This is a genomic window from Acinetobacter sp. ANC_7654 (genome assembly GCF_056779855.1).
This window is the reverse complement of record NZ_JBWYIR010000002.1, coordinates 16,253-34,762: the sequence shown is the minus strand read 5'-3', so window position 1 is coordinate 34,762 and position 18,510 is coordinate 16,253. Positions and strand designations below refer to the sequence as shown.

Genomic DNA, 18,510 nt, shown 5'->3' with positions numbered 1-18,510 from the left:
ATTCGATATATTCATACAAATCATATCCTTATCACAATTTAATATTTTAATATATATTTATATATTTCATAAATTTAGAAACAAAAATATCGTTATTCTTAGATTGAGCCTTTTGCATTTTTTTAGATATTTTTTTCTCTTTTAATTTTATCTTTTTTATTCATTAGGAATTCCTGAATTCTTATTTTTTACGAAATAGAAAATTCATTAACTTAGGCTCGTTACATGACGCATTTATTTTTTTGATTTTTTTTATTTTTAAGTTTTCAGGATTTTCAATATGAGCAGCTTTAACGCTAATCTTTGGAAAAAAACACTCATTTTGTCTTCTGCGTTAACAGGTGCTTTGCTACTCACTGGTTGCGACTCAAAAAAAGAAGATAAAACCCAAGTGTTAAATATCGGTTATCAAAAGTATGGCTTACTGCCCGTGATTAAAGAACGTGGTGAATTAGAAGCCGCGTTGAAGGATCAAAACATTCAAGTGAAATGGGTAGAGTTCCCAGGTGGACCACAACTGTTAGAAGGTTTGAATGTCGGCAGTGTTTCATTTGGTGAAGTCGGTGAAGCCCCCCCTATTTTTGCCCAAGCAGCGAATTCAAATTTGGTTTATGTCGCAAATCAACCTGCGACTCCACGCGCTGAAGCGTTGATTGTTCAAAAAAATTCGAACATCAAAGATATTCAACAACTTAAAGGTAAGCGTGTAGCGTTAAACAAAGGTTCTAACGTTCATTATCTTCTCTTGAAGATCTTAGAAAAGAATCATTTGACGCTTGATGATATTGAAGTGGTTTACCTACCACCATCGGATGCTCGTGCAGCATTTGAGCGCGGTGCAGTCGATGCATGGGTAATCTGGGATCCGTTCTTTGCAGCGGCAGAGCATCAAATCGGCGCACGTGTTCTCGCTTCTGGCGAAGGGAATGCCAATAACTACCAGTTCTATATGGCTGATCGTAAGTTCGTTGAACAGAATCCTGAAATTATACAAACCGTTGTTCAAGAACTTAATGAAGCATCAGATTGGATTGCTTCCAATAAAGACGAAGCAGCTCAACTGCTCGTGAAGCCTACAGGTCTAGATTTCAAAATTCTTCAAACCTCAATTGGACGTATGAGCTTCGGCGTTTATCCAATTAGTACTGAAGTTGCTCAACATCAGCAAAAAGTTGCCGATGTATTCCATCAACAGAAATTGATTCCAAACAAAATCAATATTCAGGCCGCAATTATTGCGCCTACACCCAAATAACAACATGAAAAGGTGATGAACATGACTCAATATCAATCAGCAAATACAGCACACACTTGGTTTAAAACCTCAAGTCATTCAATGACAACGATGCTATTTGCCTGTGCGATGTTGGGTTGCTCAGCTGCATGGGCTGTTGATCCCTCAGTGAAAGAATTACGCATTGGCTTCCAAAAATCTTCCGTAAATTTGGTGATTGCTCAACAGCAAAAACTGTTTGAGCAAGAATTTCCCAATGCCAAAATTACATGGAATGAGTTCCCTGGTGGTCCTCAAATTTTAGAAGCACTTGCAGTGGGTTCAGTGGATATTGGTGCAACAGGTGATACCCCCCCTGTTTATGCGCAAGCAGGAAACAAACCTCTGCATTACATTGCTTATGAGGCGGCGAAGCCACTTTCTTCAGCAATCTTAGTGCCGCAAAAATCCAAAATTACTCAGCTTAAACACCTCAAAGGCAAGCGTGTCGCAGTACATCGTGGCTCTAGTTCACATTATCTATTGGTCCAAGCCGTCCGAAAAGCAGGTTTGCAATGGAGCGATGTAAAACCAATTTGGTTAAGTCCTGCTGATGCACGCGCAGCATTCCAAAAAGGTGCTGTTGATGCATGGGCCATTTGGGACCCGTATTACGCTGCTGCTGAACTTGAAGATAAAGCAAAAGTTTTGACCACTGGACAAGGGCTGAGCCCGAATTACACGTTCTATCTCGCTTCAGGCAAGTTTATCGACAAACATCCTCAAGCGATTTCAGGTGTCATTGAACAGATTAATCTTGCTGATCAATGGGTTCAAAAGAACTTAAAAACTACAGCAACGATTTTTGCCAAAACAACAGGTTTAAAGCCGAATGTCAGCCAAACCTTTGTTCAGCGCCGACCTCGTCCATCTTATGCAGCACCTTTAACCGCGAAAGTCATTGCAGATCAGCAACAACTGGCTGATCGCTTTGCTGAGCTCAAAATCATTCCTAAACCGATACAAATTAACCAAGTCGTATGGACTGGTAAGTAACTCATATTAAGGACTTAAGTAATGAAAATTTTCTGGTTTATTCCTACTCATGGTGATAGTCGCTACCTAGGTACAAGCAAAGGCGGACGTGTTGTCGACCATGCCTACATGAAACAAATCGCTGTGGCGGTGGATAATCTAGGTTATGAAGGTGTGCTTATCCCGACTGGTCGTTCTTGTGAAGATCCATGGTTGACTGCCGCAAGTTTAATTGATGCCACCAAAAATCTTAAATTTCTCGTTGCTTTGCGTCCAGGGGTAACCACTCCTGCACTGGCTGCACGTATGGCAGCAACCTTTGACCGTCTTTCAAATGGCCGTGTTCTATTGAACTTGGTCACTGGTGGTGATGAGCAAGAGTTAAAAGGTGACGGCGTCTATGAAGATCATAAAACGCGTTATAAAACTGCGACTGAATATACTACGATTTGGCGCGAAATTTTAAAACGCTCTCATACGGGTGAAAGCTTCACGTTCCATGGTGAACGTCTAAGCGTGGATGATGCAAAATTATTATATCCACCCGTCCAAAAACCTTATCCACCATTGTGGTTTGGTGGTTCTTCTGATGATGCTGTTGAACTGGCAACTGATCAAGTAGATACCTATTTAACTTGGGGAGAGCCTCCAGCAGCGGTTAAAGAAAAAATTGAAAATGTCCGCGCTAAGGCGGCAGCTAAAGGTCGCACCCTAGATTACGGTATTCGTTTACATGTCATCGTCCGCGAAACCAACGAGGAAGCATGGAGAGCTGCTGAAGAATTAATTCAGTATGTTGATGATGAAACCATCGCTGCGGCACAGAAAAAATTTAAACAAATGGACTCTGTTGGTCAACGTCGTATGGCTGAACTTCATAATGGAGATCGCTCGAAACTTGAAGTGTCACCAAACTTATGGGCTGGCGTAGGTCTCGTCCGTGGGGGTGCAGGCACGGCATTAGTAGGTGACCCTGAAACTGTGGCGGCACGTATTCAAGAATATGCAGATTTAGGCATTAATACCTTTATTTTCTCGGGTTATCCGCACCTTGAAGAATCAATTCGTTTTGCTGAATTGGTATTCCCTCTTCTGCCATTAGAAACACGCCAAAAACTGACTCAACCTAATCTGACTGGTCCTTTTGGTGAGATTGTCGCGAATAACTATACTCCTGAAGAAAATAAAAAAGGAGATCAGGTTCAGGAGCCGGCATGACAACAGCGGTAGATAAAACTCAAAAACATTCTATCGTGTTGAGTAAAACCAAGGTGGTTAAAGCTGAAGGTTTTCTCTCTCGAGGAATCAAACAACTGGGGCAACGTTTGTTGCCTTGGTTAGTACCCATTTTTCTTATTGTGATTTGGCAACTTGCTTCAGTCACTGGCATTTTAGAAAGCCGTGTCTTGCCTGCTCCAACCGCAGTGGTTTTGGCTTTTTGGCATCTATTGCTTAGTGGTGAACTGTGGACACATGTCCAAGTCAGTGCGGGACGTGCACTGATTGGCTTGCTGATTGGTGGGGGCTTAGGATTATTTTTAGGATTGTTAAATGGCTCATCTAAAGTAGCCTCTACGTTACTCGACACGACCCTACAAATGATCCGTAATATTCCAGCTTTAGCTTTAATTCCATTGGTGATTCTATGGTTTGGAATTGACGAATCTGCCAAATTATTTTTGGTCGCGATTGGCGTGTTTTTCCCAATTTATATCAATACGTATCACGGTATCCGATCTGTAGATCCTCAGCTGATCGAGATGGGCAAGAGTTATGGTTTAACACGCTGGCAGTTATATAAAGAAATTATTTTACCAGGTGCTCTTCCTTCCATTTTAGTTGGTTTGCGCTTCGCACTAGGTTTAGTTTGGGTTCTGTTAATTGTGGCTGAAACCATCTCAGCACAAGCTGGAATTGGCTACATGACCATGAATGCGCGTGAATTTTTACAAACAGATGTCGTTTTAGTTGGGATTCTACTGTATGCCCTACTTGGTAAATTAGCGGATGTACTCGCGGTTGCCTTAGAAAAATATTTATTACGCTGGCATCCAGGCTATCAAAAATAGGAATGCGTATGACTGATTTAAGTATTTCAAATCTCGCTGATGAACATGTCATTCCAGATCATGCCAGATCAGCTCCACAAAAGATCGGTGCAGAAATCAATCTTGAACAACTGCACAAGTTCTATGGCAAAGTTAAAGTATTAGAGGATTTAGACCTACATATAGAACCTGGTGAATTTGTTGCCATTGTGGGTCGAAGTGGCTGTGGTAAGAGTACGTTGTTACGGTTAATCGCGGATTTAGAACAACCGAGTTATGGTGAGATTAAATTTAAATCTGCACTGAACTTTCGTGAAGGTATTACCGCTGATGACATCCGCGTCATGTTCCAAGATCCTCGCCTATTACCATGGAAAAGCATTTTAAAAAATGTGCAATTGGGCTTAGATAAATCCCAGCATGATAAGGCTGAAGCATTATTGGAAAAAGTTGGCTTAAATGAAAAAGCTGAACTTTGGCCTGCACAACTTTCAGGTGGACAACGTCAACGAGCAGCGCTAGCACGTGCCTTGTCTCATACCCCTCGAATACTATTACTTGATGAACCTTTGGGGGCTTTAGATGCGCTTACGCGTTTAGACATGCAAAATCTAATCGAGAAACTATGGTTAGAACAAGGCTTCACCACCATCTTAGTGACACATGATGTCAGTGAAGCAGTCCAGTTAGCAGATCGTATTATTTTGCTCGATAAAGGTCATATCGCACATCAGTTCAAAGTAGATTTACCACGACCGCGACAAAAAAATGTCAAATTTGCAGAGCTTGAACAACAAGTTTTAGAAGCCGTACTTTCAACTTAAGCTATACAAAATATGACATTCTGAATTGTTGAATAAGGTAAATGGAAGTGTCTAATTTTCGTCGGAAAATTAGACACTTTTCGTACTGATAAATGGCTTTTTTTAATTAAATTAAAAGATATTCTCGATCAGCATTTCCCACATGAGTAATATGTATTTGTTTATCAAATAAATTGTACATGTGTCTTATTATTAGTTTTATCACTTAACTACACAATTATTCTTCATATTCTTTTGCAAATGGCCTAATCCTTGTGCACAAATCGCACGTTTTGCCGTACAATTTGAGGTTCCTTTTTATAATTTACTGACGAGATGGAACAAAAGAAGAGTACGCAAAAACGTCAACAGCTTTTAGCTGCTGCATTAGATGTGTTTTCTGTGTATGGTTTTAGTGGTGCAAGCTTAGATGAAATTGCACAACTCGCGGAAATGCACAAATCGAATATTTTCTATTACTATGAAAATAAAGAAGCGCTCTATGTCGAAGTGCTGACTACTGTCATGCAAAAATGGTTAGCTCCACTGCAAATGTTGGAAGCTGATTTAGAGCCTGCTGAAGCGATCACACAATATCTCATGCAAAAGATTGAGGTTTCCCGTACTCAACATAAGGCATCAAAATTATTTGCTTTAGAAATTATCCAAGGCGCACCACATATCCTGCCAATTTTGAAAGGCCCATTAAAAAAACTCTTCAAACGTAAATCTAAAGTCATTTCCACGTGGCAAGAGCAAGGCAAAATATCAGACAAGATCGATGCTGAGGTTTTAATTATTAACCTTTGGGGTATCACACAAAACTATGCTGATTTTAGCACCCAAACCGAAATGGTAACGGGAAAAACCTTACGCAATCGCACCATGTATCAACGTACCATCGAGCATACAGTCCATATGATGCTATACGGTATTTTACCTCGATCATAATTGGTTTCTCTAAATATCTTCGAGATTGATCTCTGGCATACGACCATAGTTTCTATGGTCGCCAAAATCTTCAAAATCTAGTGTTCCACGCTCTGATATAAAGCCAATAATTTTTGAGCGCCCAACAACAAGTTCTCCTCCCAATCTAAATGTGCGGTGTCGTTTGCCCCATCTGTAATGTATTTCACTGAAATCAAACGAACGCCAAGTTTCTTACATACTTTGGCGAGCGCATATCCTTCCATATCAACCAACTGACATGGCACCTTAGGTTCACCAGTTTCAAAGCTATCGCCAGTCCCACAAATGCCCTTGGGAAGATGTTGAAAATACGGCTCTAGGTTAATCGCTGCGGGAAATTCCTGATCCATCGGTGTAACACCAACTTCAAAGCCAAGCGGTGAAACATCCATATCTCGCTGTACAAATGTTGTTACTTCAACCAAGGAATGCGCATCAAAATGCGAACTTCCTGCTGTTCCTAAATTCAGCAAAGTTGTGCATCCCGTTTTTTGAATCACTTCAAAAGCTTTAAATGCTGCATTGACCTTACCAATACCACTGTAATGTACTGCAATATTTTCAGCTTCGAATAATCCTTTAGATTCGCTTGCTAAGGCCATAATTAGGGCTAGATCAGACATCACTTACTCATTAAATATTGAATGGAACACATTAGACAAAAATATATCCGGAAATAAAAGTTTCTTTGATCTAATGACTCAAGCATCTTGATCTAGAATAAGAAAAGTATTGAATAAAAACACAACAACAAGACGAAACTGTGAGAATATGGCAATATATAGCCCAAATTAATTTTAGTCACCATTTCGCCCATGAAGCTACTCCGTCTGAATGCTTTAGCGCCCAACTTTCAATTGCCCAAAACTGCCGTCACCATTGGCAATTTTGATGGTGTTCATTTGGGTCATCAGGCGATGGTTCAGCAATTAAAAGACATAGCACAACAACAAGATTTAAAAACTGTGGTGATGATTTTTGAGCCACAGCCTTTAGAATATTTTAAAAGTTACGAAGCACCACCACGAATTAGTTCATTACGTGAAAAAGTGGAACATTTGGCTGCACTTGGTATCGACTATATAGTTGTTGCTAAATTTGATGACACATTCCGTAATTTAAGTGCGGAAGAGTTTGCTGATATTCTAAAATACAAACTGAATACCCAAAGCCTAGTACTCGGTGAAGATCATCATTTTGGTAAAAATCGACAAGGTAATAGCCAATTCTTGCGCGATTATGGTTTTCAAGTCACCGATTTAGATAACGTTGAACTGAATGGCGAGCGTATTAGCTCCACCTTAATACGCCAAACTTTGGCTGCAGGTGATCTTAAAAAAGCTGCGGAGCTACTTGGTCGCCCGTATAGCATTACGGGTCGTGTTCAATATGGTGATCAAATCGGTCGCACCATTAACTTTCCAACTATCAATGTTCGTCTAAACCGCCATAAGCCCTGTTTGCATGGCATCTATGGTGTTGAAGTGATTTGTGAAACAGAATCGTTAAAAGACAAAGTTCGCAATGAAAATGCCGAATATCCAGGTATTGCTGGTTATGAGGCTACAGCCCTTTTCGGTGCAGGACATGTCGGCACCCGACCAGCCATCGAACAGGAACATCCAGAGTGGCGATTAGAAGTACATTTCCCTGATGTTTCTGCTAATCTGTATGGCCTGTTAATGCGGGTAACATTTTTGAACTTTGTTCATGGCGAAAAGAATTATCCTTCGCTAGAAGCACTCAAAGCTGGGATCGATGATGATGTTGAGCAACTGCTTGAGTTTCGCCGAAATAACCCCAACTTTCCTTATTAATACTCCTTAATTTTTGTAAAACGCGTCAGCTTTAGACTGATTAAATTGGAAGACAACTTGCATGAGCGATAAGCAAACTCCTGAAAATGCAGTGGACTATAAAGCCACGCTAAACCTCCCAGGTACTGACTTTGCGATGAAAGCAAATCTCGCAGTACGTGAAGCGAAATGGTTAGAAGAGTGGTATGCCGACAACATTTATCAGCAGATTCGTGCGTCGCGTATTGGCAAGAAAAAATATGTGCTTCATGATGGCCCTCCATATGCGAATGGTCAAATTCACTTAGGTCATGCGGTTAACAAAGTCTTAAAAGACATCATCATTAAAAGCCGAGTGATGGATGGTTTTGATGCACCATACGTACCGGGTTGGGACTGTCATGGTCTTCCAATTGAACTTAAAGTTGAAGAAAAAGTCGGTAAAGTCGGCGTAAAAGTAGATGCTTCTACATTCCGTAAAGCCTGCCGTGAATATGCTTACACACAAGTTGAACTGCAAAAGAAAGACTTCGTGCGTATGGGCGTGTTTGGTGATTGGGACAATCCGTACTTAACGATGAACTTCAAACAAGAAGCCGACATCGTGCGTTCATTGGGTGCTATTGCCAAAGCAGGTCATATCGAACCAGGTCTTAAACCCGTCAACTGGTGTTTAGACTGTGGTTCATCATTGGCTGAAGCTGAAGTTGAATACGAAGATAAAAAATCAGACGCAATTGATGTGGGTTTCAGCGTTGTTGATTTAGCTGACCTTTCTGCACGTTTGGGTGTAGACATTGCTGAACGTACCGACATCGTGATTTGGACCACAACACCTTGGACCATGCCTGCCAACCAAGCGGTTGCGCTTCATGCTGATCTCGAATATCAACTTGTGAAAGCGACTGGCGAAGACAAAGTACCTCAAAACTTCATTCTTGCGAAATCATTGGTTGAATCAGCTATTCAGCGTTATGGTTTTACTGCATTTGAAGTCATTGCAGAATTCACTGGTGCAAAACTTGAAAACCTTGTTCTGCAACACCCACTGATCGCTGAACGCCAAGTGCCTGTAATCTTAGGTGAGCACGTGACTGACGGTAGCGGTACAGGTGCTGTACATACTGCACCAGGTCATGGTGTAGACGACTATAAAGTTGGCTTACAGTACAACTTAAAAGTTGAAAACCCAGTCGGTGGTAATGGTGTGTATCTACCAACTTCGCCACTCTTTGCAGGCGAGCACATCTACAAAGCCAATCCAAAAATTATTGCAGCATTGACTGAAGCAGGCAAACTTTGGGCACATGTTGTGATTAAACATAGCTACCCACATTGCTGGCGCCATAAAACACCGATTATCTTCCGTGCAACACCACAATGGTTCATCAGCATGGATGCCAAAGGTCTACGCCAAGGTGCATTGAACGCGATTGAAAATGATATTGAGTTCGTACCAGATTGGGGTAAAAACCGTATTCAAGCGATGATCGAAGGTCGCCCAGATTGGTGTATCTCTCGCCAACGTACTTGGGGTGTGCCAATTCCATTCTTCGTTCATAAAGATACTAACGAGTTACACCCTCGTACACCTGAATTGATTGAAGAAGTTGCGAAGTTAATCGAGCAAGAAGGTATTGATGGTTGGTATAACCGTGATGCACGCGAATTCATCGGTGATGATGCAGATTGCTATAACGCTGTTCGAGATACTTTAGACGTATGGTTCGATTCAGGTACAACACACTTTGCAGTCCTTCGTGAACGTGAAGAGCTACAAGACCCTGCTGATTTGTACCTTGAAGGTTCAGACCAACACCGTGGTTGGTTCCAATCTTCATTGTTGACTTCAATGGCAATCAACGAACGCGCACCGTATAAAGGCTTGTTGACACACGGCTTCGTGGTCGATGAGAAAGGCCGTAAGATGTCGAAATCGATCGGTAACGTCATCACACCGCAAGACATCATTAAAGATATGGGTGCTGATGGCCTTCGTTTCTGGATTGCATCTGCAGACTACCGTTATGAAATGACCGCAGGTAAAGAAATCTTTAACCGTGCCTCAGACGGTTACCGTCGTATTCGTAACACATTGCGTTTCTTGTTAGCAAACTTAAATGGTTTCCAACCTGCGACTGATTGCTTAGCGATTGATGATTTGATTGCACTTGATCAATACATCTTGCAACGTGCTTCAGAAGTGCAAGAAACCATTAAGAAAGCTTACGAAGATATGAACTTCCATATCGTGACAAGTGCGCTGACGAATTTCTGTATCAACGATTTAGGTGGTTTCTACCTAGACATTATCAAAGACCGTCAGTACACCACCAAAGCAGATTCTCAAGCACGCCGTTCTGCACAAACTGCGTTGTACCATTTGGTTCAAGCATTTGTACGTTGGATGGCACCTATTTTAACATTCACCGCACAAGAAGCTTGGCCATTGATTCCCGGTCAAACTGAGAAATATGTCTTCACTGCTGAATGGTATGATATTCCGACTGCATCAAGTGCCAATGTCGTATCAGAAACTGAATGGCAAACATTGATCAATGTGAAATCGGCAGTGAATAAGTTTATCGAGGCAGCACGTGGTGCGAAAACTGTGGGTTCAAACTTGTCTGCTAAGGTTGAGCTTTGGGCGAATGATGAACTTAAAGCCGTTCTAGACAAATTAGGCGATGAACTTCGTTTCGTTCTCATTACTTCACAAGTGATAGTCAATAGTTTCGATGCAGCACAAGGTGAAGTATCTGACTTAGAAGGCTTGAATGTGAAAGTTTCTGCTGCTGACGGCGAAAAATGCGTTCGTTGCTGGCATGTTCTGCCTGATGTGAATACACATCCATCACATCCAGGACTATGTGGTCGTTGTATTATTAACCTCCCTACAGGTCAAGGCGAAGAGAGAAAATATGCCTAATCCACAAAATAATAAAAAAGGTTTATTCCAATTCTATCCCCACAATTTGTGGTGGATAGGATTGTCTATTGTTGCCATTATTTTGGATCAATGGACTAAATGGATAGCAAGTACACATCTGACTTATGCAGACCCTGTACCTGTTTTACCTTTTTTAAATTGGACATTACTACATAACTACGGCGCTGCCTTTAGTTTCTTGTCCGATGCCGGTGGATGGCAACGTTATTTCTTTACATCACTTGCAGGAATTGTCTCGGTTATTTTTGTGTTTTGGATTATGCGTATGCCAAAAAACATGAAAGTATTGCCTTTAGCCATCGCACTCATCTTAGGTGGGGCGATTGGTAATCTTATTGATCGAGTAAGTTTAGGCTATGTTGTAGATTTTATTCATGTCTACTATAACAATAGCCACTTCCCTGCTTTTAACCTTGCAGATAGTGCCATTACTTTAGGTACCATCTTAATGCTGATCGATACTTTTTTCTTAGAGAAACATCGTATTCAACGTGCGGAAGCGCAAAATGACTGATTTTATTAATCCAAATGAAGATACTCGCATTGAAGCGGGTTCAAAAGTACATTTACACTTTTCAGTAGCCATTGAAAATGGTGTTGAAATTGATAATACCCGTAGTCGCGAAGAACCTGTAAGCCTCGTGATAGGTGATGGCAGCTTATTGCCTGGTTTTGAAAAAGCTTTATTTGGCTTACGCGCGGGTGACCGTCGTACAGTAAGTTTACCTGCTGAAGATGCTTTTGGCCCTTGGAACCAAGAGAACGTGCAAAAATTTGATACTGTTAAATTTGAGCAACGTCCTGCTGAAGGTCAAATGATTGAGTTTGAAGATAAAGCAAAGCAGTCATTATATGGTGTGGTTAAATCGGTTGGTGATGATATCACTGAGGTCGACTTTAACCATCCGCTTGCTGGTAAGGACATTACTTTTGAAGTTGAAATTTTCAAAGTAACACCAGCAGGTCAGCAAGGCATCAAAATTATGTAATGCCTGATTCGTACATAAAAAAGCGCCTTATGGCGCTTTTTTTTAGATACATTTTCGATCTACCTTTTTTAAAAAAAACATTTTAAAGTCAGTGTGATAACAGATAGAAGGATAAATTTGGTGAATATTCAAATTATTGTGGGAAGCATTCGAGAAGGCCGCACAGCCATTAAAGTTGCAAATTGGGTTCAAAACACGATTTCATCATATAACTACAGCACGATTAAGACAGAAATTGTGGACTTAAAAGAATGGGATTTACCGTTTTTCGCTGGAGCAAATCCACCACTAACGGGTATATATGATCAACCTAAGCAACAAGAATGGGCTGCTCAAATCGCGAAAGGTGATGCATTTATATTTATTAGTCCTGAATATAATCATGGATACAGCCCTGCACTTAAAAATGCACTCGACTATTTAGGTAAAGAGTGGAATGGAAAACCTGCTGCTTATGTCAGTTATGGCGGTAGTAATGGCTCTCGCTCTATCGATCAAATCCGTCAAGTTGCTACGCAATTAGGTTTAGTCGACTCAAATGCCGTGGTTGAGATTCGCGATATTTTTGCACGCAATCGCAATGAAACATTCGAAGGCAATGAATTCGATGACAAAGCGCTTAAATCTGCGTTTGATAAAATTGTGCAATATGTAAGTGCGTAATAATCATCTTCAGATCATCAGTAGGTGCGCGATTACAAATACCGAAGACACTTTGATCGAGATAAAATTATAGTTGAAAAAGTGAACCCTCTAAAATTAGAGGGTTCTTTTTAGATACAGATCCCAATGAATTAACTAATTTTGTCCAACCGTTAAACTTTGATTCCCTATACATTTGCATCCACATGCCAAAGGTGAATTATGCTGTGCGGCGGGTTTTCCCATAATAACCATTTTGCTGTCACCCGCAACAATTGTCGTCACCGTTTTATGTTTAGGACAGGTGGCCTTATCCCCTACACAAGCAACTGGCTTACCTTCGATTAAGAAAGAACTATTTGCTGAAATAACCTGCCCACCACCAGTGGTTGGAGAGCCAATCGTAATATAAGGGAAAGCCATACACTTGTTCCTTTTATAATATTTTATTGAACTTCAAACTCGATTCTTCGATTTTTCTTACGACCCTCTTCCGTTGCATTGTCTGCAACAGGTTCATCAGCACCCATACCCGCTGTACTTAATCGTGAAGGTGAAATATTCTTGGCAATCAAATATTGTTTTACTGCATCCGCACGTTGCAAGCTCAATTCTTTGTTTTTCTGTGGATTACCTTGACTGTCAGTATGTCCGATGATTTTGACATTTTTGCCTTGAACTTTGTTTAGCGCAACCACCATTTCGTCTAAAATTTGTGTGCCTGCTGGTAAAAGTGTGGCACTTCCAGAAGCAAATTCAATAATTCGATTTTTTAAAGCATTATCAATGATGGCTTGTTCTGCATGATTCACAGATAACTGTGCATTAAAGCGATAAGGTGCCACAACTAAATTTTGAAATGTATTTTGAGTCGGTACGATATCATTTTGATTGAGGACTTTACCTGTGAGCTCAACTTGTGTTCCTCTTACACTCAATTTTCCTTGAGAAACTTTTTTAAGATCAGGTGTAATGACTTGTGTCACGGAATCACTCCATCCATTGGGTGCAGTGACAGGACGAACCTGAATTTTATCGATAATTTGGTCTTGGCTATAGACCACTTTCATTTTATTCAATATGGCCTGTTTGCTCATCTCGTTAGGAACAACTCCCTCAACGATAATTTCTTTCGCGAACGATATAACACTTATACTCAATATCGAACTAAGCAATGAAATCTTTAATAAGGTTTTCTTCATCATTATTCTTCTATAAAAGTCTGTCGGAATAATTTCATTCCTTGATTTAAACTCAACTGTCGTTCGCACAAAGATTGCTCGAGTGCAGCAAGACCTGCATTTTGTTCCAAATAGCGATCAATCCACTGTGCTTGTACCAATGAAACCCAATGTTCAGAGCTTAAGTTCTGATTGAAAATATCACTTAATGCTTCAATATCTGCGCCCTGAAAGCCAAATAATAAAACTGGACGTTCTGAATGAAGAATACCAATTAACACTTCGGTATTATGTTTTGGCAAAAATCTTGCGATTAAACTAACCCAGAATGCTGCGATTTCATAACAAAAACTAGGGTTGTGAATTGGTAAAATTAACACCTTATTCAGTTTACTCGTTCCATTTTTTAATACAGGTTGGAGTAAAAGACCTAGTCCAATCATGCTTTGTGCAAGCTCATAGACCGATATTTTCATCATTTGTGCAAATGAATGCATGGTGTGATTTTCAAAAAAAGCGGTTGATTCAGTTACATCAAGAACTTGAATTTCTTTTTTGAGCTGAGCCAGTTTTTCGATTAAATCATCAGCATCTCGAATTTGACGAATCACACGGTTTCTTTGAAATAAGTCAATCAAAACTGGCTTATAGCTATAAGGTGCATAGAGCAAATTTTGGTAGGGTGCATCCACTTCCAATAAGTGACTCAACACCATAGGAAACTGACGACCTGAGCTGTCTTGGCTGGTCACTAAGTTTGCAACCAAGAACATATTTTCACGCGGATTGGCAATAAAGAAATCTAATGATGCCAAACTTTGATAATTTTGATCGAAATTTGGATTTCTCATTGCCATTTCAAGCGCTTCAGTAATCCACTGATCAATCACTTGAATCAAAGAATACTGTCCTTTGGTTTTCAGAAAATCGCCACGAGCAGGACTCTTACCATAGTACAAAGGCATTGTTTTCACACTGTACATATCGCCTCCTACTGATGATCCATCTTAAGTTGTACTCCATACATCATGGCTGTGCTCCTTGTGTTGCATTTTGCAATGCCGTATTCGTTGAATTCTCAGCTTGAGGTGCTGGTGTTGGTGCCTTTTGAGCAGATACCACACGTGCTGTCGCCTTGTTGGTCGTCACCTTATCAACCAATTGCAAACCGTTTAAATCACGATTAGAACCAACGCCTGTTCCACCTTGACCTGAATTCCCACTGATCAAACGAAAGTTTACTTTTACCGCTAATGATGGTTGTTGAGCACTTGCCCAAGTCATTTCGATGACACCATTTTGATCACGACGTTGCGAAGAGTCGATCAAACGATTGATCCCGTATTCACCTGGTGCATCAAAAATCGTATGCGTTTTCCCTTCGAGATCGACTGCAGTAATACGTGCTCCAGGAATAGCACCAGTATTCGGCCAAACAAAGTTCACCCACTGTTGGATACCATTTTCAAAGACCATACGTTGACCATCAATATCAATCGTATAAGACAGCAACTGTGGATTAGACAATGGATAGAATTGGAAGTTGGACTGATTGGTCGCAGCAGGCGCAGAACCTTGTGACAAAGTACCTGTAGCTACACCGTTAAGTGGTGAAACATAGCGTTGGAAACTCATCACAAATTGTGGATTCAAGATAATGCCTTGGTCTTTCCACGTTTTAGAAGTCAGTGTGTAGCCACGACGAATCACAAATGGATCGAGCGTTTCTTTAACAAAATTGGCAATACTACCGCCCTCACCGAAGATTTGACCGATTTCACTACTCGTCGCTTGGATTGAAGCCGAGGTATTGAATGGAACCTTTTGGCTCAGAGTCTGATTAAACGGTTGATAAGCTTGCATCACCCATAATTTATTAATCTCATCTTGTGCTGGCGTGATTAAGCTTGCAAAGGATTGTGTCAGTGGACTCACCAAAAGCTTTTGAATGAGCTTATTGTCAATATCATTCAGACCGACCGTCAGTTTTTCATCGACAAGTTTTTGCGTAGTATTAAATACTGAGGTTTGTTCATTGATGGTTTGTTTTACCAAAGCCATCGCATTTGGGCCAATATCCCCTGCATTTCGGAGATCATTAAACTTACTGCGTACCTGTGCGAGATTTTCTAAATACTCATCAAGTAATGATTTATTTTGCTGATCATCACGTTTACGAACCAACTGATAAAAAACGTTAAATTCTTTTGAGATAGCACCTTGGGCGCGCTCAGCTGCACGTTGAATTTCATTGGTATTATCTTGACGAAGAACCTTACGTTTAAACCAAGCGATAAATCCTGTTTGTGGAGCAGCCAATTCCGCTTGAACCACAGGGTTATCCCAATTGGTTTCTTTCGCTGTATGCTCAATGAGCAAACGTATCGGGGAGTTTTGAGGCTCACCCAATAAATCTATTGTTTTATGTTGCTGGGCAAAATCAGGTTGTTTTGCATAATAAATTCCATTCAAGAATTTACGCCACTCTGCGATATATTCTTTCTTATAGAGTTCAGTCAGCTGCTTACGAATTTGATCTGGACTACCACTAAAGGTGAGGTCATCTGATTGATTGCTGTTCAACACCCAGTCACGACTGTCTGTCGGACTATTCGCAGCTTCATCAATGGCTTGATCGATATATTCGTTCCATGCCTTATATGTAAATACCCCAGGAAGAGCATAAGAACCTAATACGGCACTACGATTGTTCTCACCTACAATTTGAGCTGCTGTCACTGCTGGATATCGTACAGCAGCACGCATTTTGATCTCATTATAAACTCGATCACGTGCTGGCATCCCCTTCATCACCGCCAACAATACTTGTCGGCTTTGATCAACCAATTGCGCATCCGCTGACAACTGTGGGAATTTTGGATCATTCGCCAATGTCATGGTATAGGTCAGCACCTGCTCCGCTTTTTGGATCATTTCACCACGTGGCATTTGTCCACGATTGGCATCTAACCATGAACGCCAAAAGCGCGTAACCTGATCACTCAGATGACTTGCTTCCATATATTTTGAATTGCTCATCATCAAATAAGCTTTCAATGCGTTGTAAGCATCTTGGGGATTCGAATCAGAAGGTTCCAAAGCATTTTGTGCAGGTTTAGCCGATACTTGCTGAATTTCAACATTAACGTGATTTTCTTTTAGTGTCGCTTCATTATTTTTTACACGTTGCAAGAACTGACCAATATTTTGTTGAGATGGTTCTAAAACAATTTGTCGCACACCATTTAAATATTCGGTTTTAAGTTTTTCCCGCAGATCATTGCCTTGATACAAACCAAAGCCAAACTTTAATGGACGATCTTCTTCAAATTGATCTAACTGTTCTAAACGCTGTTGTAAAATTAGTAACGAGTCGAGCTGTGTCGCCAAATGCTGACCTGATGCCTGCTCCATTTGCATCACTTTATTCAGATCAGCTTGAACATCTGCGATCAACTGTTGATTGTTACGGTAAGACCACACCCACAGGCCTAAAATTACAGATACCCCAAGTAAAGCTGCAATAAAACTCAAATAACGTTGGCGCTTTTTCGCCGGGTTAATATGTTGCTTCACCAAGTTTTTATCTTTCAGAATGACATCTGAAAATAATCCCTTTAAGAAATACCCATGATTCTGTGATACAGAATTTTGTGGAATACCATGTTCGCTGTTCGGAATTTTCTGAAGTCTAAATTCTTGAGCAATTTGCTCCGTCATTGGACTCTCGATCGTTCCTTCTTGTAAGGCACTGGTGAAGTAAAAACCACGGAATACAGGTTTGAACTGATACGGATTTTCCTCAAATAGTGTTCCTATAAAAGTTTTGAGTGCTGGTTTTAAAGTCTTAAACTCAAGCGGAAAAGTCATCACACTTGGTGAGATATTCTGTGCATGACGGCGACTTAAATGAGTCGTACTTACGCTTTTCAATCCATCATACAAAATATTGTAATGATGCTCGAATAGATCAACAGCATTTTCAGATGAATCTGGATTATAAGGCAGCGTTGCTCCCCAAACTTGGTCAAATTCATCCTGATCATAACAATCAAAAAACTCAGTGAATCCTGCGATCAAATCCATTTTAGAAAACACCAAATACACAGGTGCAAAGATTTCTAAACGTTCCGTCAAATCTTGTATACGTGCTCTCAAGTTTTTAGCGAGTTTCAAAGATTTTTCAGGACTTTGGCTAACTAACTCGGCAATACTGACGGTGACAATCAGTCCATTAATCGGCGCTTTAGATCTATTTTTTTTGAGCAAGTTCAAAAAACCAATCCACTCAGAGTGATCTTCTGCATAGACTGAGTAACGACCAGCAGTATCCAACAACACCCCTTCTGTTGAGAAAAACCAGTCGCAATTACGTGTTCCACTCAAACCTGAAGACACTGCATTTTTATGCGTTTCTTCGAATGGGAACTTTAAGCCCGAGTTATAAATGGCAGAACTCTTACCGGCAGCAGGGTTACCAATGACCATATACCAAGGCAACTCATATAGCGCTGCATTCCCTTTTTTATCACCCAGCTTTGACTTACGAATGAGCTGAATTGAATCCTTCATCTGTTGATGAACCAATTGTAGTTCATCTTTATCCTTCTGCTTACCATACTCAGCTTGGGTATCTTTTTCGATTGCTTCCGCCAATTCTTCCCCTTGCTTCTCATGGCGTTTGCGTTGAATGAACCAATAGATTCCATAACCGATTAGACCCAGTACATAAGCCACCGCAAGCGGCCAGAAATACTGTCTAGGTATCGTGTGATAGGCAGACACTAAGGCAACAAACAATGACAATGCAATGATTGCCTTTGGGTTTGAAACGTACTGCCATACATAGCCTAATATCGTGTGCATTGTATTCTCATTTTT

Annotated in this window: 16 protein-coding genes; 11 read left to right on the top strand and 5 right to left on the bottom strand. The window is 40.6% G+C overall.

The features are described from left to right. The first annotated feature begins 280 nt into the window (after positions 1 to 280). The 6 genes from AC1M86_RS02325 to AC1M86_RS02300 all read left to right on the top strand — a co-directional run bounded on the left by AC1M86_RS02325 (position 281) and on the right by AC1M86_RS02300 (position 6,050). Entirely contained in the window at positions 281 to 1,255 is a 975-nt protein-coding gene (locus AC1M86_RS02325; RefSeq protein WP_481591997.1) for a sulfonate ABC transporter substrate-binding protein, read from the top strand. An 81-nt stretch (positions 1,256 to 1,336) separates the two neighbouring features. Beyond that, positions 1,337 to 2,269 (top strand): sulfonate ABC transporter substrate-binding protein, encoded by a 933-nt coding sequence (locus AC1M86_RS02320; protein WP_228143083.1) that lies wholly within the window; start codon positions 1,337 to 1,339, stop codon positions 2,267 to 2,269. 21 nt (positions 2,270 to 2,290) lie between these two features. Next, entirely contained in the window at positions 2,291 to 3,466 is a 1,176-nt protein-coding gene (ssuD, locus tag AC1M86_RS02315; protein WP_092766595.1) for an FMNH2-dependent alkanesulfonate monooxygenase, read from the top strand. A 53-nt stretch (positions 3,467 to 3,519) separates the two neighbouring features. Further along, positions 3,520 to 4,317, top strand: a complete 798-nt coding sequence (gene ssuC, locus AC1M86_RS02310; protein WP_481586967.1) for an aliphatic sulfonate ABC transporter permease SsuC — start codon at positions 3,520 to 3,522, stop codon at positions 4,315 to 4,317. 8 nt (positions 4,318 to 4,325) lie between these two features. Then, positions 4,326 to 5,120: an ABC transporter ATP-binding protein gene (locus tag AC1M86_RS02305; RefSeq protein ID WP_035264921.1), complete on the top strand. Its 795-nt coding sequence runs from the start codon at positions 4,326 to 4,328 to the stop codon at positions 5,118 to 5,120. A 315-nt stretch (positions 5,121 to 5,435) separates the two neighbouring features. Then, complete coding sequence (locus AC1M86_RS02300; protein ID WP_481607153.1) at positions 5,436 to 6,050, top strand: TetR family transcriptional regulator C-terminal domain-containing protein; 615 nt, start codon at positions 5,436 to 5,438, stop codon at positions 6,048 to 6,050. Positions 6,051 to 6,127: 77 nt separating this feature from the next. Here the strand turns inward: AC1M86_RS02300 and AC1M86_RS02295 are convergent, their stop codons facing one another. Beyond that, positions 6,128 to 6,697 (bottom strand): 5'-methylthioadenosine/S-adenosylhomocysteine nucleosidase family protein, encoded by a 570-nt coding sequence (locus AC1M86_RS02295; RefSeq protein WP_481607152.1) that lies wholly within the window; start codon positions 6,695 to 6,697, stop codon positions 6,128 to 6,130. A 189-nt stretch (positions 6,698 to 6,886) separates the two neighbouring features. On the opposite strand from AC1M86_RS02295, the gene ribF reads away from it, so the two are divergent. The 5 genes from ribF (at position 6,887) to AC1M86_RS02270 (ending at position 12,469) form a co-directional block, all read left to right on the top strand. Then, the gene (gene ribF, locus AC1M86_RS02290) at positions 6,887 to 7,888 is read left to right on the top strand and encodes a riboflavin biosynthesis protein RibF (RefSeq protein WP_481607151.1); all 1,002 of its coding nucleotides are present in this window, start codon (positions 6,887 to 6,889) and stop codon (positions 7,886 to 7,888) included. Between the two features lie 61 nt (positions 7,889 to 7,949). Then, complete coding sequence (gene ileS, locus AC1M86_RS02285) at positions 7,950 to 10,796, top strand: isoleucine--tRNA ligase (RefSeq protein ID WP_481607150.1); 2,847 nt, start codon at positions 7,950 to 7,952, stop codon at positions 10,794 to 10,796. Continuing rightward, the gene (gene lspA, locus AC1M86_RS02280) at positions 10,789 to 11,331 is read left to right on the top strand and encodes a signal peptidase II (protein ID WP_035270556.1); all 543 of its coding nucleotides are present in this window, start codon (positions 10,789 to 10,791) and stop codon (positions 11,329 to 11,331) included. The genes ileS and lspA overlap by 8 nt, the downstream gene beginning before the upstream one ends. After that, a complete protein-coding gene (locus tag AC1M86_RS02275) occupies positions 11,324 to 11,806 on the top strand; it encodes an FKBP-type peptidyl-prolyl cis-trans isomerase (RefSeq protein WP_035270560.1) in 483 nt (160 codons plus the stop codon). The genes lspA and AC1M86_RS02275 overlap by 8 nt, the downstream gene beginning before the upstream one ends. Positions 11,807 to 11,926: 120 nt before the next feature. Next, the gene (locus AC1M86_RS02270) at positions 11,927 to 12,469 is read left to right on the top strand and encodes an NADPH-dependent FMN reductase (RefSeq protein WP_481588750.1); all 543 of its coding nucleotides are present in this window, start codon (positions 11,927 to 11,929) and stop codon (positions 12,467 to 12,469) included. A 135-nt stretch (positions 12,470 to 12,604) separates the two neighbouring features. Here the strand turns inward: AC1M86_RS02270 and AC1M86_RS02265 are convergent, their stop codons facing one another. Genes AC1M86_RS02265 through tssM form a run of 4 tightly spaced genes read right to left on the bottom strand, consistent with a single transcriptional unit; the run spans position 12,605 to position 18,495 of the window. Further along, entirely contained in the window at positions 12,605 to 12,871 is a 267-nt protein-coding gene (locus AC1M86_RS02265; protein ID WP_092766603.1) for a PAAR domain-containing protein, read from the bottom strand. Positions 12,872 to 12,894: 23 nt separating this feature from the next. Further along, positions 12,895 to 13,653 carry an OmpA family protein gene (locus AC1M86_RS02260; RefSeq protein WP_092766604.1) on the bottom strand — a complete coding sequence of 253 codons (759 nt, stop codon included), beginning with the start codon at positions 13,651 to 13,653 and terminating at the stop codon, positions 12,895 to 12,897. Continuing rightward, complete coding sequence (gene tagF, locus AC1M86_RS02255) at positions 13,653 to 14,612, bottom strand: type VI secretion system-associated protein TagF (protein ID WP_481588748.1); 960 nt, start codon at positions 14,610 to 14,612, stop codon at positions 13,653 to 13,655. Before tagF ends, AC1M86_RS02260 begins: the two co-directional genes overlap by 1 nt. A gap of 43 nt (positions 14,613 to 14,655) precedes the next feature. After that, positions 14,656 to 18,495, bottom strand: a complete 3,840-nt coding sequence (gene tssM / locus AC1M86_RS02250) for a type VI secretion system membrane subunit TssM (RefSeq protein ID WP_481590192.1) — start codon at positions 18,493 to 18,495, stop codon at positions 14,656 to 14,658. Positions 18,496 to 18,510: the final 15 nt, after the last annotated feature.

Excerpts from the sequence above, each read along its gene's own strand:
- ssuD (WP_092766595.1), top strand. The coding sequence starts at position 2,291 with ATGAAAATTTTCTGGTTTATTCCTACTCATGGTGATAGTCGCTACCTA.
- AC1M86_RS02305 (WP_035264921.1), top strand. The coding sequence starts at position 4,326 with ATGACTGATTTAAGTATTTCAAATCTCGCTGATGAACATGTCATTCCA.
- AC1M86_RS02260 (WP_092766604.1), bottom strand. The coding sequence starts at position 13,653 with ATGATGAAGAAAACCTTATTAAAGATTTCATTGCTTAGTTCGATATTG.
- tagF (WP_481588748.1), bottom strand. The coding sequence starts at position 14,612 with ATGTACAGTGTGAAAACAATGCCTTTGTACTATGGTAAGAGTCCTGCT.
- ileS (WP_481607150.1), top strand. The coding sequence starts at position 7,950 with ATGAGCGATAAGCAAACTCCTGAAAATGCAGTGGACTATAAAGCCACG.
- AC1M86_RS02300 (WP_481607153.1), top strand. The coding sequence starts at position 5,436 with ATGGAACAAAAGAAGAGTACGCAAAAACGTCAACAGCTTTTAGCTGCT.
- AC1M86_RS02265 (WP_092766603.1), bottom strand. The coding sequence starts at position 12,871 with ATGGCTTTCCCTTATATTACGATTGGCTCTCCAACCACTGGTGGTGGG.
- AC1M86_RS02320 (WP_228143083.1), top strand. The coding sequence starts at position 1,337 with ATGACAACGATGCTATTTGCCTGTGCGATGTTGGGTTGCTCAGCTGCA.
- AC1M86_RS02275 (WP_035270560.1), top strand. The coding sequence starts at position 11,324 with ATGACTGATTTTATTAATCCAAATGAAGATACTCGCATTGAAGCGGGT.
- lspA (WP_035270556.1), top strand. The coding sequence starts at position 10,789 with ATGCCTAATCCACAAAATAATAAAAAAGGTTTATTCCAATTCTATCCC.
- ribF (WP_481607151.1), top strand. The coding sequence starts at position 6,887 with ATGAAGCTACTCCGTCTGAATGCTTTAGCGCCCAACTTTCAATTGCCC.
- AC1M86_RS02325 (WP_481591997.1), top strand. The coding sequence starts at position 281 with ATGAGCAGCTTTAACGCTAATCTTTGGAAAAAAACACTCATTTTGTCT.
- tssM (WP_481590192.1), bottom strand. The coding sequence starts at position 18,495 with ATGCACACGATATTAGGCTATGTATGGCAGTACGTTTCAAACCCAAAG.